Below are 13,402 nucleotides of genomic sequence, written 5' to 3' on the forward strand. Positions count from 1 at the left end.
TTAACTGCCGGCGCGTGCGCAATACCTTGCTGTCCGGCCCTTTCAATTGACTGCCTTGTTTGGACCCGTGTGAACCATGAAGCCCATCCGTAGCCTCCTGATCGCCAACCGCAGCGAGATCGCCATCCGCGTCATGCGCGCCGCCAGCGAGATGAACATCCGCACCGTCGCCATCTACGCCGACGAGGACAAGCTCGCCCTGCACCGCTTCAAGGCCGACGAGGCCTACCGCGTCGGCGCCGGCCAGAAGCCCATCGCCGCCTACCTCGACATCCCCGACATCATCCGCATCGCCAAGGAAGCCGGCGTCGATGCCATCCACCCCGGCTACGGTTTTTTGTCCGAGAACCCCGAGTTCGCCGAGGCCTGCGCCGCGGCCGGCATTGCTTTCATCGGGCCGCAGCCCGAGGTGATGCGCCAGCTCGGCAACAAGGTGTCGGCGCGGGCACTGGCTGAGCAAGCCGGGGTGCCGGTGGTACCGGCGACCGGGACGTTGCCGTACGAGTTGGCCGAAGCCCAGCGCATGGCCGCGGCGGTCGGCTACCCGCTGATGCTCAAGGCGAGCTGGGGTGGCGGCGGGCGCGGCATGCGCGTGGTGGAGAATGAGGGCGAGCTGGCCGGGGCGATGGAGGTGGCGCGGCGCGAGGCCAAGTCGGCGTTCGGCAACGACGAGGTGTACCTCGAGAAGCTGGTGCGGCGAGCCCACCACGTCGAGGTGCAGATCCTCGGCGATACGCACGGCAACCTCGTGCACCTGTTCGAGCGCGACTGCTCGGTGCAGCGACGTAATCAAAAAGTCGTTGAACGGGCACCGGCGCCGTATCTGAACGAATCCCAACGCGCCGACTTGTGCGCGGCGGCCTTGAAGCTGGCGCGCGCGGTCGGCTACACCCACGCCGGCACGGTCGAGTTCCTGATGGACGCCGACACCGGGGCGTTCTACTTCATCGAGGTCAACCCGCGCATCCAGGTCGAGCACACCGTCACCGAGGCGATTACCGGCGTCGACATCGTCAAGGCGCAGATCCGCATTACCGAAGGCGCCCGCATCGGCGAGGAGGACAGCTTCGTGCCGGCGCAGCCGGATATCCGCCTGCTCGGCCACGCGCTGCAGTGCCGCGTTACCACCGAGGACCCGGAGAACAATTTCACCCCGGACTACGGCCGCATCACCGCCTACCGCAGCGCCGCCGGCTTCGGCGTGCGTCTGGACGGCGGCACCGCCTACACCGGCGCGGTGATCACACCCTATTACGATTCGCTGCTGGTCAAGGTCACCGCCTGGGGCCATACCCCCAGCGAGGCCAACGCGCGCATGGACCGCGCCCTGCGCGAGTTCCGCATCCGTGGGGTGTCGAGCAACCTGGCGTTCCTCGAGAACGTCATCGCCCACCCGCTGTTCACCTCGGGGAAGTGCACCACGCGCTTCATCGACAGCACCCCCGAGCTGTTCCAGTTCACCCCGCGCCGCGACCGTGCCACCAAGCTGCTGGAGTTCCTCGGCGACGTCACCGTCAACGGTAACGCGGAGATGAAGGGGCGCGCCGCGCCGAACCCGATGCCGGGGCCGGCACGCTTGCCGGACTGCCACCTGGGCGAGGCGCCACCGAAGGGCACACGGGACCGGCTGAACGACCTCGGCGCCGAGCGCTTTGCGCAGTGGATGCGCGAGCAGAAGCAGGTGCTGATCACCGACACCACGATGCGTGACGCGCACCAGTCGCTGTTCGCCACGCGCATGAGGACCACCGACATGCTGGCGGTGGCGCCGCACTACGCGCGCCTCGCCTCCGGCTTGTTCTCGCTGGAATGCTGGGGCGGCGCCACCTTCGACGTGTCGATGCGCTTCCTCAAGGAAGACCCGTGGCAGCGTCTGGCCGAGCTGAGGTCCGCCATCCCGAACGTGCTGTTCCAGATGCTGCTGCGCGCCTCGAACGCGGTCGGCTACACCAACTACCCGGACAACGTGGTGCGCCACTTCATCGCCCAGGCGGCCGAGGGCGGCATTGACCTGTTCCGCGTGTTCGACTCGCTCAACGCCGTGGACAACATGCGCGTGGCGATCGACGCGGTGCGCGACACCGGGATGCTGTGCGAGGCGGCGATCTGCTACACCGGGGATATCTACGACGCGAGCCGGCGCTACGACCTCAAGTACTACGTGGCGATGGCCAAGGAACTGGAAAAAGCCGGCGCCCACATCCTGGCGATCAAGGACATGGCAGGCATCTGCACGCCGCGCGCCGTCACCGCGCTGGTGAAAGCCTTGAAGGAAGAAACCGGCCTGCCGCTCCACTTCCACACCCACGACACCTCGGGCATCGCCGCCGCCAGCGTGCTGGCCGCGGTGGAAGCCGGCGTCGATGCCGTGGACGCAGCGATGGACGCCATGAGCGGCCTCACCTCGCAGCCCAACCTCGGCTCCATCGTCGCGGCCTTGGCAGGCAGCGAGCGCGACCCGGGGCTGGACCGGGCCCAGCTGCAGCAGCTCTCCACCTACTGGGAAGGTGTGCGCCAGTTCTACGCCCCGTTCGAGGCCGACATGCGCGCCGGCACCTCGGCGGTGTACCGTCACGAAATGCCCGGCGGCCAGGTCACCAACCTGCGCGAGCAAGCGCGCTCGCTCGGTATCGAGGCACGCTGGCCGGAGGTGGCGGAGGCCTATGCGCAAGTGAATCGACTCTTCGGCGACATCGTCAAGGTGACGCCGACCTCCAAGGTGGTCGGCGACATGGCACTGTTCATGGTATCGAACGGCCTCGCCCCGCAAGACGTGCTCGACCCGGCGCGCGAGATCGACTTCCCCGAGTCGGTGGTGTCCCTGTTCAAGGGCGAGCTCGGCACCCCGGCGCACGGCTTCCCCGAGGCGTTGCAGCGCAAGGTGCTCAAGGGGCAGTCGCCGCTGGCTGGCCGTCCCGGCGAGACCATGGCGCCGGTGGACCTCGCCGCCGAGCAGGCCCGGGTCGAGCAGCAGGTGGGCCGCGCGCTAAGCCAGCCGGAACTGGCCTCGCACCTGATGTACCCCAAGGTGTTCCGCGACTTCGCCGAGCATCAGGCGCGCTACGGCGACGTCTCCGCCGTGCCCAGCACCGCGTTCTTCTACGGTCTGCGGGAGGGCGAGGAAGTCAGCATCGAACTGGAACGTGGCAAGACGCTGGTGATCCAGCTCTTGGGCCGCGCCGACACCGGCGACGGCCACAGCAAGCTGTTCTTCGAGCTCAACGGCCAGCCGCGCCTGATCAAGGTGGCGCAGGAAGGCGTGCAGGCGGCGCACAGCCACCCGCAGGCCGACCCGGACAATCCGCACCACGTCGGCGCGCCGATGCCGGGCATGGTGAGCACGGTGGCGGTCAAGCCGGGTCAGGCGGTGGCCAAGGGCGACACGCTGCTCACGCTCGAAGCGATGAAGATGGAAGTGGCGGTGAAGGCCGAGCGCGACGGGGTGATCCGCGAGGTGCTGGTGAGTTCGGGCAAGCGGATCGACAACAAGGATTTGTTAGCTGTGTTTGCGTAGTGACCAAGTGGGAGTGTGTGCCCCTTTACCCCGCTTCTCTTCGGAGAGGCGGGGTTTTTTTCTCGGGAGGCACGGAAATAGCCTGCTTTTCACCTAGGCTAGTCATTGGCCAATTTTGTGATCGGTCGTCGTGTGATCCACGTCGGCTGTTCGCTGCATGCAGCGGCGTGGCAAGGAGTATGCATCGAGCTGTTCTTGCTGCTCAAAAGGCTTAGCCAAGCGCTTCTGCCGCGGCGCGCAGGCAGGTGACGAAATGCTGGGCGGCCGGCGTGAGCAGGATGTCCTTACGCATCACGATGCTCATCTCCAGGGCGGGCAGCGGCTGCTCTAGTGGGATTTGCCGTAGACCAAGGTCTGCGATGCGTTGCGCCAGCAAGCGTGAAAACAACACCAGCGTATCGGTGCCAGAGACGAGGCCGAGTGCAATGGCAAAGGACGAGCACTGGATCAGGCGGCGCGGTAGCGGTAGCCCCTCTTGTTGGAACAGGGCCTCCATCACGCTGTGCTGAGTTCCGCCTGAGGTCACCGTGGTGGACCATTGCGCCTCCGCCAGTTCGGCCAGGCGACGGGCGTTCCTGAGCGGGTGCTGCTCCCGCGCCATCACGACGAAATCGACCGTAAACAGCGGAATACAGGTCAGGTCGTCATCAAGCATGTCGGGCAGCACGTGCGACACGAGAAAATCGATCGATCCATCCCGCAAGTGCTGGGTCGCTTGTGGAAACTTCACCTCCAGAAAGGTGAGTTCGGCTTCCGGCGCCGCTTGCTGAAAACGATCAATGGCCTGGGGCAATAGCGTCAGCGCAATCGTCGATGTGGCACTGACGGTGACCTTGCCGCGCATATCTCCCTTGAGCTGGTCCATCTCTTCGCGTGCGCGGCGCGCATCTTCTAGCAATTGCTGGGCGCGTATCCTCAGGGCGGCGCCAAAGGGCGTGAGCTCAATACCCTGCACACTCCGCGTCATCAACACCACTCCCAGGTCGCTTTCCAGTTCCTGCACGGTCCGGGTGACCGCGGGTTGAGTCAGATCCAGGCGCCGTGCCGCGGCGCGCAGGCTTTTTTCCTCGGCGACGGCGATAAACACCTCTAGCTGTTGCAGTTTCATGCGCTTCCTATGATAAGAAAATCTGATCACTTTAAAAAAAATTACATCTTTTCAGAGCGCAAAGCAAACCGTAATGTGGCGTCAACCCGCTGCCACGGTTGGCGGCATCTTGACCCACCTGCTTCCCCTCCCGGGGGACAGCCTCTCTGGAAAGTGCAACACCATGGATATTGCCAAGCGCTACTGTGAAGTCGGTGATTTCGCCGGAATGGCGGAGGAACTGCGTGCGATTCGCCACCATCTGCACCAGCACCCCGAATTGGCCTATGAAGAGTTGGAAACGGCGGCGCTCGTCGCGCACAAGCTGCAGCAATGGGGCTATGAGGTGACGACGGGCGTCGGCCGGACGGGAGTGGTGGGTTCGTTGACGGTGGGTGACGGCCAACGCCGCATCGGCATCCGCGCCGACATGGATGCGCTGCCCATCCTCGAGCAAACCGGCTTGCCTTACGCCAGCCAGCGCCATGGGAAAATGCATGCCTGCGGCCATGATGGTCATACCAGCATGTTGCTGGGGGCCGCAAAATACCTGGCGGAAACACGACATTTCTCCGGCACCGTCCACCTCTATTTCCAGCCGGCCGAAGAGCGGGGCATCGATAGCGGCGCGCAGTGCATGATCAAGGACGGCCTTTTCGAACGCTTTCCCTGCGATGCGGTATTTGGCGTGCACAACCATCCGGGCGCGCCGGCCGGAACGTTCCTGTTCCGCAAGGGGCCGTTCCTGGCGGCGGGCGACAATATCTTTATCACGATCCATGGCAAGGGTGGGCATGCCGCGCGGCCGCATCTGACGGTGGACCCGGTGGTAGTGGCGTCCAGCATTGTGATGGGTTTGCAGACGGTGGTGTCGCGCAATGTCGAGCCGGCGCAGCCGGCGGTGGTGACGGTTGGCGTGTTGCAGGCCGGTTCCGCCAACAACGTGATACCGGATCAGGCGCGGCTCGAACTGAGCGTGCGCTCGTTCTGTCCGGAGGTGCGCGCCCTGCTCAAGGAACGCATCACGACTCTCGTCCAGCAACAGGCGGCCAGCTATGGTGCCACGGCGGAAATCGAATACCTGATGGGTTACCCGGTGGTGATCAACTCCGACCGAGAAACCGAGTTTGCCATCCAGGTGGCCCAGGAGCTGGTGGGTGCCGATAACGTTGTTCCCCACACCGCGCAGCTGATGGGAAGCGAAGATTTTGCGTACATGCTGCAGGCCCGCCCTGGCTGTTTCCTGCGTATCGGCAACGGCGAAGGCGAGGATGGCTGCATGGTGCATAACCCCGGCTATGACTTCAACGACAGGAACCTGCCGATTGGCGCCGCGTATTGGGCGCGCCTGGTGGAGCGTTTCCTGGCGCTCCCCTCCCCGATTCCTTGTTGAGCACCCTGTGCTTGCTTTCCCCTGGCCAGCACTTGACTGCCACTCCACAAGGCAGGCTGGCCACTTCGCACCTCGATAACAAGCAGTACACTCAGGAGACAATCATGAACAAGCTTGTATTGGCCGTGACGCTTGGCCTGGCGCTTGGCAGCGTCAACGCCAAGGAATTGACCGTGATCCGTTTTGGCCTGGACCCGTCGTATGCCCCATTCGAATCCAAAGCTCCCGATGGCAAGCTGGTCGGTTTCGACATCGATATCGGCAATGCCATTTGCGACAAGCTGAGGGTGCGCTGCGAGTGGGTGGAAAATGCCTGGGATGGCATTATTCCTGCCCTGAAGGCCAAGAAGTTCGACGCCATCCTGTCGTCGATGAGCGTGACCGAGAAGCGCCAGCAGCAGATCGCCTTCTCCGACAAGGTCTACCACACGCCGTCGCGGCTGGTCGCCAGGAAGAATGCCGCCCTGACCAGTGTCGAATCGCTCAAGGGCAAGCGCATCGGCGTGGAGCAAGGCTCCACGCAAGAAGCCTACGCCAAGCAATACTGGGAGCCGAACGGGGTGACGGTGGTGCCGTATCAGAACCAGGATCTGGTGTATCAGGACCTGCTTTCGGGCCGACTCGATGCCGCCTTGCAGGATTCGGTGCAAGCCGACATGAGCTTGCTCAAAACACCGCGGGGGCGCGATTACGCCTTTGTCGGCCCGGTGCTGCACGATGCCAAAACGCTGGGCGTGGGGGCGGCGATCGGCTTGCGCAAGGAAGATCAGGAACTGCGCCAGCGGATCAACCAGGCGATCACCGATATTCGCCAGGATGGCACGTACCAGAAGATCCAGCGGAAGTACTTCACATTCGACGTCTACAACAACTGAGCTGCTGCAAAAGCCTGTTCAAGGTCTTTGGCCCGGTCAGAAGAGTCGAAAAATACCTTGAGCAGGCTCTAAGGGGACGACAAGTGGCCGCTTGCCGTTCCATCTCTGCGCTCACCGCACTTCGCCAGCCGGGCGCTGGAGAGGCTGTGCCCGCCCCGCATCCGGCACGTAGCGGCACCGCCCTGGCGCTTGCTGCGCTCTCTTGGTATGTCAGACCTTATTTTCACTCGTCACACCCGAGCCAAGGCTGCGTGCGGCGCCGGGCGCGGGTATCATCCCCGGTTTGACTTACCTACTCTTTCCAGCGTCATGAGCGATAGCTTCAAACCGTACGAGTCGGCCATTACCGCCATTGCCAGCCAGATTCCGGGCGCGCCCCTGCGCGAGGCGATCCTGACCCGGCTGTTCTTGCATGTCAGTGGTGAATTGAGCGACTTCTTCGACGCCCGGCTCAAGGAGTACGGGCTCAACTACACCACCTGGACCTCGCTGGTGGTGCTCTACAGCAGCCCGCAGCACCGCTTGCTGCCGTCGGAGCTGAGCGTGTTCATCAACACCTCGCGCACCCATTGCACGCGCATTGCCGACGAACTGGTCGACAAGGGCTGGGTCGAGCGCGTGGCGAGCGAGGCCGACCGGCGCCAGACCTACTTGCAGCTGACCGCTGCCGGCGTCGCCTTCGTCGAACAGCTGCAGCCGCAACGGCGCGAACAGTACCGGCAGCTGTGGTCGTCGTTTTCTCCGGAAGAACAAAACCAGCTGGACGCGTTGCTGCGCAAGATGCTGGTGCTGCTGAAAAGCTGAGCTATCCGACGGGGCTGAATGCTCCGGCGTCAGTGTGCGCGGCATGCCGTATGGACGGGTGGAGCGATGGGCTTGGAGCCATGCTTCACATGGATTCGGGTGCCTGGTGTGGGGCCCTCGCACGGGGGCCTTCGTTCGTCTCGGCACTATTCCCGGCCCTGTTTTGGTCTTATAATGACGTAGGTTATTATCACTAAAGTTATTCAAGGCGATCCGTCCCCGACCGCCCGTTAGTCCGGAATCACCCATGTCTCAGGCCAGCCCCCACTCCGCCGCGTCCGATCCCGGGGCGCATCGTGGTTTCATCACCCTCGCCATCATGCTGGCGACCATCATGCAGACGCTCGACAGCACCATCGCCAACGTGGCCCTGCCGCATATGGCGGGCAACCTGTCGGCCTCGCAGGACCAGATCTCCTGGGTGCTGACCTCGTATATCGTCGCCGCCGCCATCGCCACCCCGCTGACCGGCTGGCTGACCGGGCGCTTTGGCCGCAAGCGAGTGTTTCTGGTCGCGGTGGTGGGTTTCACGGTCGCGTCGATGTTGTGCGGGCTGTCTGAATCTCTGGTGCAGATCGTTCTGGCGCGTCTGCTGCAAGGCTTGTTCGGCGCGGCGCTGGTGCCGCTGTCGCAGGCGGTGATGCTGGATTCCAACCCACCGGAAAAACATGCCCAGGCGATGGCGGTGTGGGGCATGGGGGTGATGATCGGGCCGATCCTGGGGCCGACGCTCGGGGGCTGGCTGACCGACAACCTGACGTGGCGCTGGGTGTTTTTCATCAACCTGCCGGTCGGAATGCTCTCGTTCTACGGCATCAAGGCCTATATCCGCGAAACCGAGACCGACCGCCAGCTCGGCTTCGATTTTTACGGCTTCCTGACGCTGAGCCTGGCCATCGGCCTGTTCCAGATGCTGCTCGACCGCGGCGAACAGCTCGACTGGTTCAGCTCCACCGAAATCGTGCTGGAAGCGGTGGGCGCCTTGGTCAGCCTGACCTTTTTCGTGGTGCTCACGGCGACCGCGCAGGGGGCGTCGTTCTTCAACGTCAACCTGCTGAAAGACCGCAACTTCGTGACCGGGCTGGGGTTTTACTTCCTGGTTGGGCTGCTGTTGTACGCTACCCGCGCCTTGCTGCCGCCCTTGCTGCAGACCTTGATGGGCTATCCGGTGGTCACCACCGGCCTTGTGACCGGACCGAGCGGCATCGGCACCATGCTGGCGATGCTGTTGGCCGGCCGGCTGACCAGCAAGGTCGATCCGCGCGCGCTGATCGCGCTGGGCTTCAGCCTGACCGCCCTGTCGTTGTGGCAGATGTCGGGCTACACCCTCGACATGAGCGAAGGCGGGATCGTCTGGCCCGGCTTCATCCAGGGCATGGGGGTGGGTTTCGTGTCGGTGCCGTTGACCACGGTGACGTTCTCCACCCTGGAGCGCCGCTATCGCTCGGACGGCACGTCGATCTTCAGCCTGTTCCGCAATATCGGTAGCAGTATCGGCATTTCGCTGATGCAGACCCTGCTCACGCGCAATAGCGCCATCTACCATGCCAGGTTGGCCGAACTCGTCACCAGCGCCAGCCCGGCGATCCGCGCCGGTCTGCCTGCCCTGCTCGACCCGGCCAGCCCGGCCGGTCTTGCCGCGCTCAACAACGAAGTGACCCGCCAGGCCAGCTTCCTGGCCTATCTCACCGACTTCCACATCATGATGGTGGCCACCTTGCTGGCCCTGCCCTTCCTGCTGTTGATGCGCAAGAACGGTAATGCGCCCCCTGCCGAGATCGACGCCCAGGTGCTGGAATAACCGCCACTTGATCAGACCGGATCGCTGCCCTGCCGAGCCGACGCCTGCCCGGCCAGCAGGGCGAACAGTTCCTCGATGAAACCGCACTGCCCCGGCAAAATGCGTTGTAGCGCCTCGTCGAAGCCGAACCATGCCGCGCGGTCGACCTCCGGCACCTCCAGCCAGCGGCCCGACCCTCTCGGCCATTCCAGCCGGCAAGTGTTGGACACCAGCGTTGTCTCATCCCAATCGCCCTCCGTGGCCCAGACGTCGATCACCTTGCCGCTGGGCTGCCGGCGTGGCGTCAACGGCAGCAGCGCGCCAGTCGGCCGATAGCCGGTTTCCTCGGCGCACTCGCGCAGCGCCGCCTGCAGCGGGTCTTCCCCTTTCTCGTACTCTCCCTTGGCGATGGACCAACTGCCGAGGTCCTTGTGGGCCCAGAACGGGCCGCCGGGGTGCACCAGCAGCACCTCGTAGTGCTGGTCGCGTTGGCGGTAAGGCAGGATGCCGGCGCTGGTCTTGGGCATGGGTCTCGCTCTCCGTGGCGACGGCGCTTCCCCCTCACTGGCGCCATGCGGGGCTGGCTTTATGGTCTCTGCATACTACAAAGAGCATAAGCAGCACACGGTAGTGAACGATGGGGCCTGCGGAGGCTCTACGTGGTCATGTCGATGAAAGGTTGGCCGAAGCCTGGATTGACAAGGGCAAGATCGGCCATTTTGTACTAAAAAGAGTCAAATGACAGACCGAATCCGCTTGGTCTCACGCTTCATTTTGGTATGACCCGATGGCAAAGACGATTCGTCGGCCGCTAGGTTGCATCGCATGACCAAGACAACGGCAGCCATCCATTCCACCTTGTCGTACACGCACTAAGGGAGACTTTGATGCAAGTCACCAGAAGGCAATTCTTCAAGCTGAGCGCGGGAGGATTGGCCACCTCGACCCTCGCGATGCTCGGCATGTTGCCGCAGAACGCGCTGGCGGATGTCCGAAGTTACAAGCTGCTACGTGCCACGGAAACCCGCAATACCTGTCCGTACTGCTCGGTTGGCTGCGGCATCCTGATGTACAGCCTAGGCGACGGCGCCAAGAACGCCAAATCCACCATCTTCCATATCGAAGGCGACCCGGACCACCCGGTCAACCGCGGCGCGCTCTGCCCGAAGGGGGCGGGCCTGGTCGACTTCGTGCATAGCGAAAACCGCCTCAAGCACCCGGAAGTGCGCGAGCCTGGCGCCAAGGAATGGAAACGGATTTCGTGGGAAGAAGCGTTCGAGCGCATCGCGCGCCATATGAAGCAGGACCGCGATGCCCACTTCGTCGAGAAGAATGCCGACGGCGTCACGGTCAACCGCTGGCTGACCACCGGCATGCTGTGTGCCTCGGCCTCGAGTAACGAAACCGGCTGGCTCTCGCAGAAATTCGTGCGCAGCCTGGGGATGCTGGCAGTCGACAACCAGGCGCGTGTCTGACACGGACCGACGGTGGCAAGTCTTGCCCCAACATTCGGTCGCGGTGCCATGACCAATCACTGGGTCGACATCAAGAACGCCAATATCATCGTAGTGATGGGCGGCAATTCCGCCGAGGCCCACCCGGTCGGCTTCCGCTGGGTGATCGAAGCCAAGACCCGCAACAAGGCGAAGCTGATCGTCATCGATCCGCGCTTCACCCGCACGGCATCGGTGGCCGACCACTACGCGCCGATCCGCACCGGAACGGACATCACCTTCCTCTCCGGCGTGATCCGCTACCTGCTGGAAACCGGCAAGTACAACAAGGAGTACACCCTCGCCTACACCAATGCCGCGCTGCTGGTGAACCCGGACTTCCAGTTCTCTGAGGGATTGTTCAGCGGCTACGACGAGGCCACGCGCAAGTACGACAAGGCGACCTGGAGCTATCAGCTCGACGAGAAGGGCTTCGCCCGGCGCGACGCCACGCTGCAGGACCCGCGCTGCGTGCTGAACCTGCTGAAGGCGCACGTGGCGCGCTACACGCCGGAGATGGTCGAGCGCATCTGCGGCACGCCCAAGGAAACCTTCCTGATGGTGTGCGAGCACCTGGCCGGCACCGCCGCGCCGGATCGCACCACGTCGTTCCTCTACGCCCTGGGCTGGACCCAGCATTCGATCGGCTCGCAGAACATCCGCACCATGGCGATGGTGCAGCTGCTGCTCGGCAACATGGGCATGGCCGGTGGCGGCGTCAATGCACTGCGTGGTCACTCCAATATCCAGGGCCTGACCGATATCGGCCTACTCTCAACCAGCCTCCCCGGCTACCTGACGCTGCCTTCGGAAAAAGAGACGGACCTGGCGGGGCATCTGGCTAAGTACACCAGCAAGCCGCTGGCCGACGGGCAGATGAACTACTGGCAGAACTACCCCAAGTTCTTCGTTAGCTTGATGAAGTCGTTCTGGGGCGACAACGCCAGCAGCGGCAACAACTGGGGCTACGACTGGCTGCCCAAGTGGGACAAGGGTTACGACGTGCTGCAGTACTTCGAGATGATGAACCAGGGCAAGGTCAACGGCTACATCTGCCAGGGCTTCAACCCGGTGGCCTCGTTCCCCAACAAGAACAAGATCGTGGCCTCGCTGTCGCGGCTCAAGTTCCTGGTGATCATCGACCCTCTGGTGACCGACACCTCCACCTTCTGGAAGAACCACGGCGAGCAGAACGACGTGAAGACGGAACAGATTCAGACCGAAGTGTTCCGCCTGCCCACCACCTGTTTCGCCGAAGAGGACGGCGCCATCATCAACTCCGGGCGCTGGCTGCAATGGCACTGGAAAGGGGCCGATGCGCCCGGCGAGGCGATCGCCGACGTCGAGATTCTGGCCGGCATCTTCGCCAAGCTCAAAGCCCTGTACGCGAAGGAAGGCGGTGCCTACCCCGAGCCGATCATGAAGCTGGCGTGGGCCTACGCCAATCCGATGGTACCCAAGCCGGAAGAGCTGGCCAAGGAAATGAACGGCAAGGCACTGGCCGACCTCCCCGACCCGAAGGAACCGGGCAAGTTCCTGGCCAGGAAGGGCGAGCTGCTGCCCGGCTTCGCCCTGCTGCAGGCGGACGGCTCCACCTCGAGCGGCTGCTGGATTTTCACCGGCAGCTGGACCCAGGCCGGCAACCAGATGGCGCGGCGCGACAACACCGATACCGGCTTTGGTAATACCCCAGCCTGGGCCTGGGCGTGGCCGGCCAACCGCCGCATCCTGTACAACCGCGCCTCGGCCCGGCCGGACGGCACGCCGTGGGACCCCGCGCGGCAGCTCATCAAGTGGAACGGCGAGAAATGGGTCGGCATCGACGTGCCGGACTATAAGCTCGACGAGCCGCCGGGCAGTGCCATGGCGCCGTTCATCATGCAGGCCGAAGGTCTGGGGCGGCTGTTTGCGCTCGACAAGATGGCGGAAGGGCCGTTCCCCGAGCACTACGAACCGTTCGAGAGCCCGATCGGCACCAACCCGCTGCACCCGAAGGTAGTGTCGAATCCGGCGGCGCGCGTGTTCAAGGGCGATCTGGCCGATATGGGCAAGGCCGATGCCTTCCCCTACGCCGCCACCACCTACCGGCTGACCGAACACTTCCACTACTGGACCAAGAACGTGCGGCTCAATGCCATCTTGCAGCCGGAACAGTTCGTGGAAATCGGTGAGGCGCTGGCCAAGGAGAAAGGCATCAACCACGGCGACATGGTCAAAGTGTCGTCCAAGCGCGGCTACATCAAGGCCAAGGCGGTGGTGACCAAGCGCATCAAGCCGCTCACGGTGGACGGCAAGACGGTGCACCACGTGGGAATCCCGATCCACTGGGGCTACGAGGGCGTGGCGAAGAAAGGCTTCATCGCCAATACCCTCACGCCGTTCGTCGGGGACGCCAATACCCAGACGCCGGAGTTCAAGTCCTTCCTCGTCAACGTGGAAAAGCTTTAAGGAGCAGA

The 13,402-nt window shown here is 63.7% G+C and carries 8 protein-coding genes; 6 read left to right on the forward strand and 2 right to left on the reverse strand.

The genetic code is table 11. From position 1 onward, the window contains the following. Positions 1-76 precede the first annotated feature (76 nt). Positions 77-3,514 (forward strand): pyruvate carboxylase, encoded by a 3,438-nt coding sequence (locus ABKF58_RS14940; protein WP_482581622.1) that lies wholly within the window; start codon positions 77-79, stop codon positions 3,512-3,514. Between the two features lie 211 nt (positions 3,515-3,725). Here ABKF58_RS14940 and ABKF58_RS14945 read toward each other — a convergent pair whose 3' ends face one another. After that, positions 3,726-4,622 (reverse strand): LysR family transcriptional regulator, encoded by an 897-nt coding sequence (locus ABKF58_RS14945; protein ID WP_482581623.1) that lies wholly within the window; start codon positions 4,620-4,622, stop codon positions 3,726-3,728. Positions 4,623-4,785: 163 nt separating this feature from the next. Here ABKF58_RS14945 and ABKF58_RS14950 point away from each other — a divergent pair, with 163 nt between their 5' ends. From ABKF58_RS14950 to ABKF58_RS14965, 4 genes are all read left to right on the forward strand, one after another. Beyond that, a complete protein-coding gene (locus ABKF58_RS14950; protein WP_482581625.1) occupies positions 4,786-5,994 on the forward strand; it encodes a M20 aminoacylase family protein in 1,209 nt (402 codons plus the stop codon). Positions 5,995-6,098: 104 nt separating this feature from the next. After that, positions 6,099-6,869 (forward strand): ABC transporter substrate-binding protein, encoded by a 771-nt coding sequence (locus ABKF58_RS14955; RefSeq protein ID WP_482581627.1) that lies wholly within the window; start codon positions 6,099-6,101, stop codon positions 6,867-6,869. A 309-nt stretch (positions 6,870-7,178) separates the two neighbouring features. Continuing rightward, positions 7,179-7,673, forward strand: coding sequence for a MarR family transcriptional regulator (locus ABKF58_RS14960; RefSeq protein WP_008952624.1), 495 nt, complete (start codon positions 7,179-7,181; stop codon positions 7,671-7,673). Between the two features lie 247 nt (positions 7,674-7,920). Next, a complete protein-coding gene (locus ABKF58_RS14965) occupies positions 7,921-9,474 on the forward strand; it encodes a DHA2 family efflux MFS transporter permease subunit (RefSeq protein ID WP_482581629.1) in 1,554 nt (517 codons plus the stop codon). An 11-nt stretch (positions 9,475-9,485) separates the two neighbouring features. On the opposite strand, the gene ABKF58_RS14970 is transcribed toward ABKF58_RS14965, so the two are convergent. Further along, positions 9,486-9,980 (reverse strand): NUDIX hydrolase, encoded by a 495-nt coding sequence (locus ABKF58_RS14970; RefSeq protein ID WP_482581631.1) that lies wholly within the window; start codon positions 9,978-9,980, stop codon positions 9,486-9,488. A gap of 360 nt (positions 9,981-10,340) precedes the next feature. Between ABKF58_RS14970 and fdnG the strand changes: the two genes are divergently transcribed. Continuing rightward, entirely contained in the window at positions 10,341-13,394 is a 3,054-nt protein-coding gene (gene fdnG / locus ABKF58_RS14975; RefSeq protein ID WP_482581632.1) for a formate dehydrogenase-N subunit alpha, read from the forward strand. Positions 13,395-13,402 lie beyond the last annotated feature (8 nt).

The organism is Pseudogulbenkiania sp. AW2-16 (assembly GCF_056824575.1).

Coding starts and splice junctions, on each gene's coding strand:
- ABKF58_RS14940 (WP_482581622.1), top strand. CDS start 77: ATGAAGCCCATCCGTAGCCTCCTGATCGCCAACCGCAGCGAGATCGCC.
- ABKF58_RS14945 (WP_482581623.1), bottom strand. CDS start 4,622: ATGAAACTGCAACAGCTAGAGGTGTTTATCGCCGTCGCCGAGGAAAAA.
- ABKF58_RS14950 (WP_482581625.1), top strand. CDS start 4,786: ATGGATATTGCCAAGCGCTACTGTGAAGTCGGTGATTTCGCCGGAATG.
- ABKF58_RS14955 (WP_482581627.1), top strand. CDS start 6,099: ATGAACAAGCTTGTATTGGCCGTGACGCTTGGCCTGGCGCTTGGCAGC.
- ABKF58_RS14960 (WP_008952624.1), top strand. CDS start 7,179: ATGAGCGATAGCTTCAAACCGTACGAGTCGGCCATTACCGCCATTGCC.
- ABKF58_RS14965 (WP_482581629.1), top strand. CDS start 7,921: ATGTCTCAGGCCAGCCCCCACTCCGCCGCGTCCGATCCCGGGGCGCAT.
- ABKF58_RS14970 (WP_482581631.1), bottom strand. CDS start 9,980: ATGCCCAAGACCAGCGCCGGCATCCTGCCTTACCGCCAACGCGACCAG.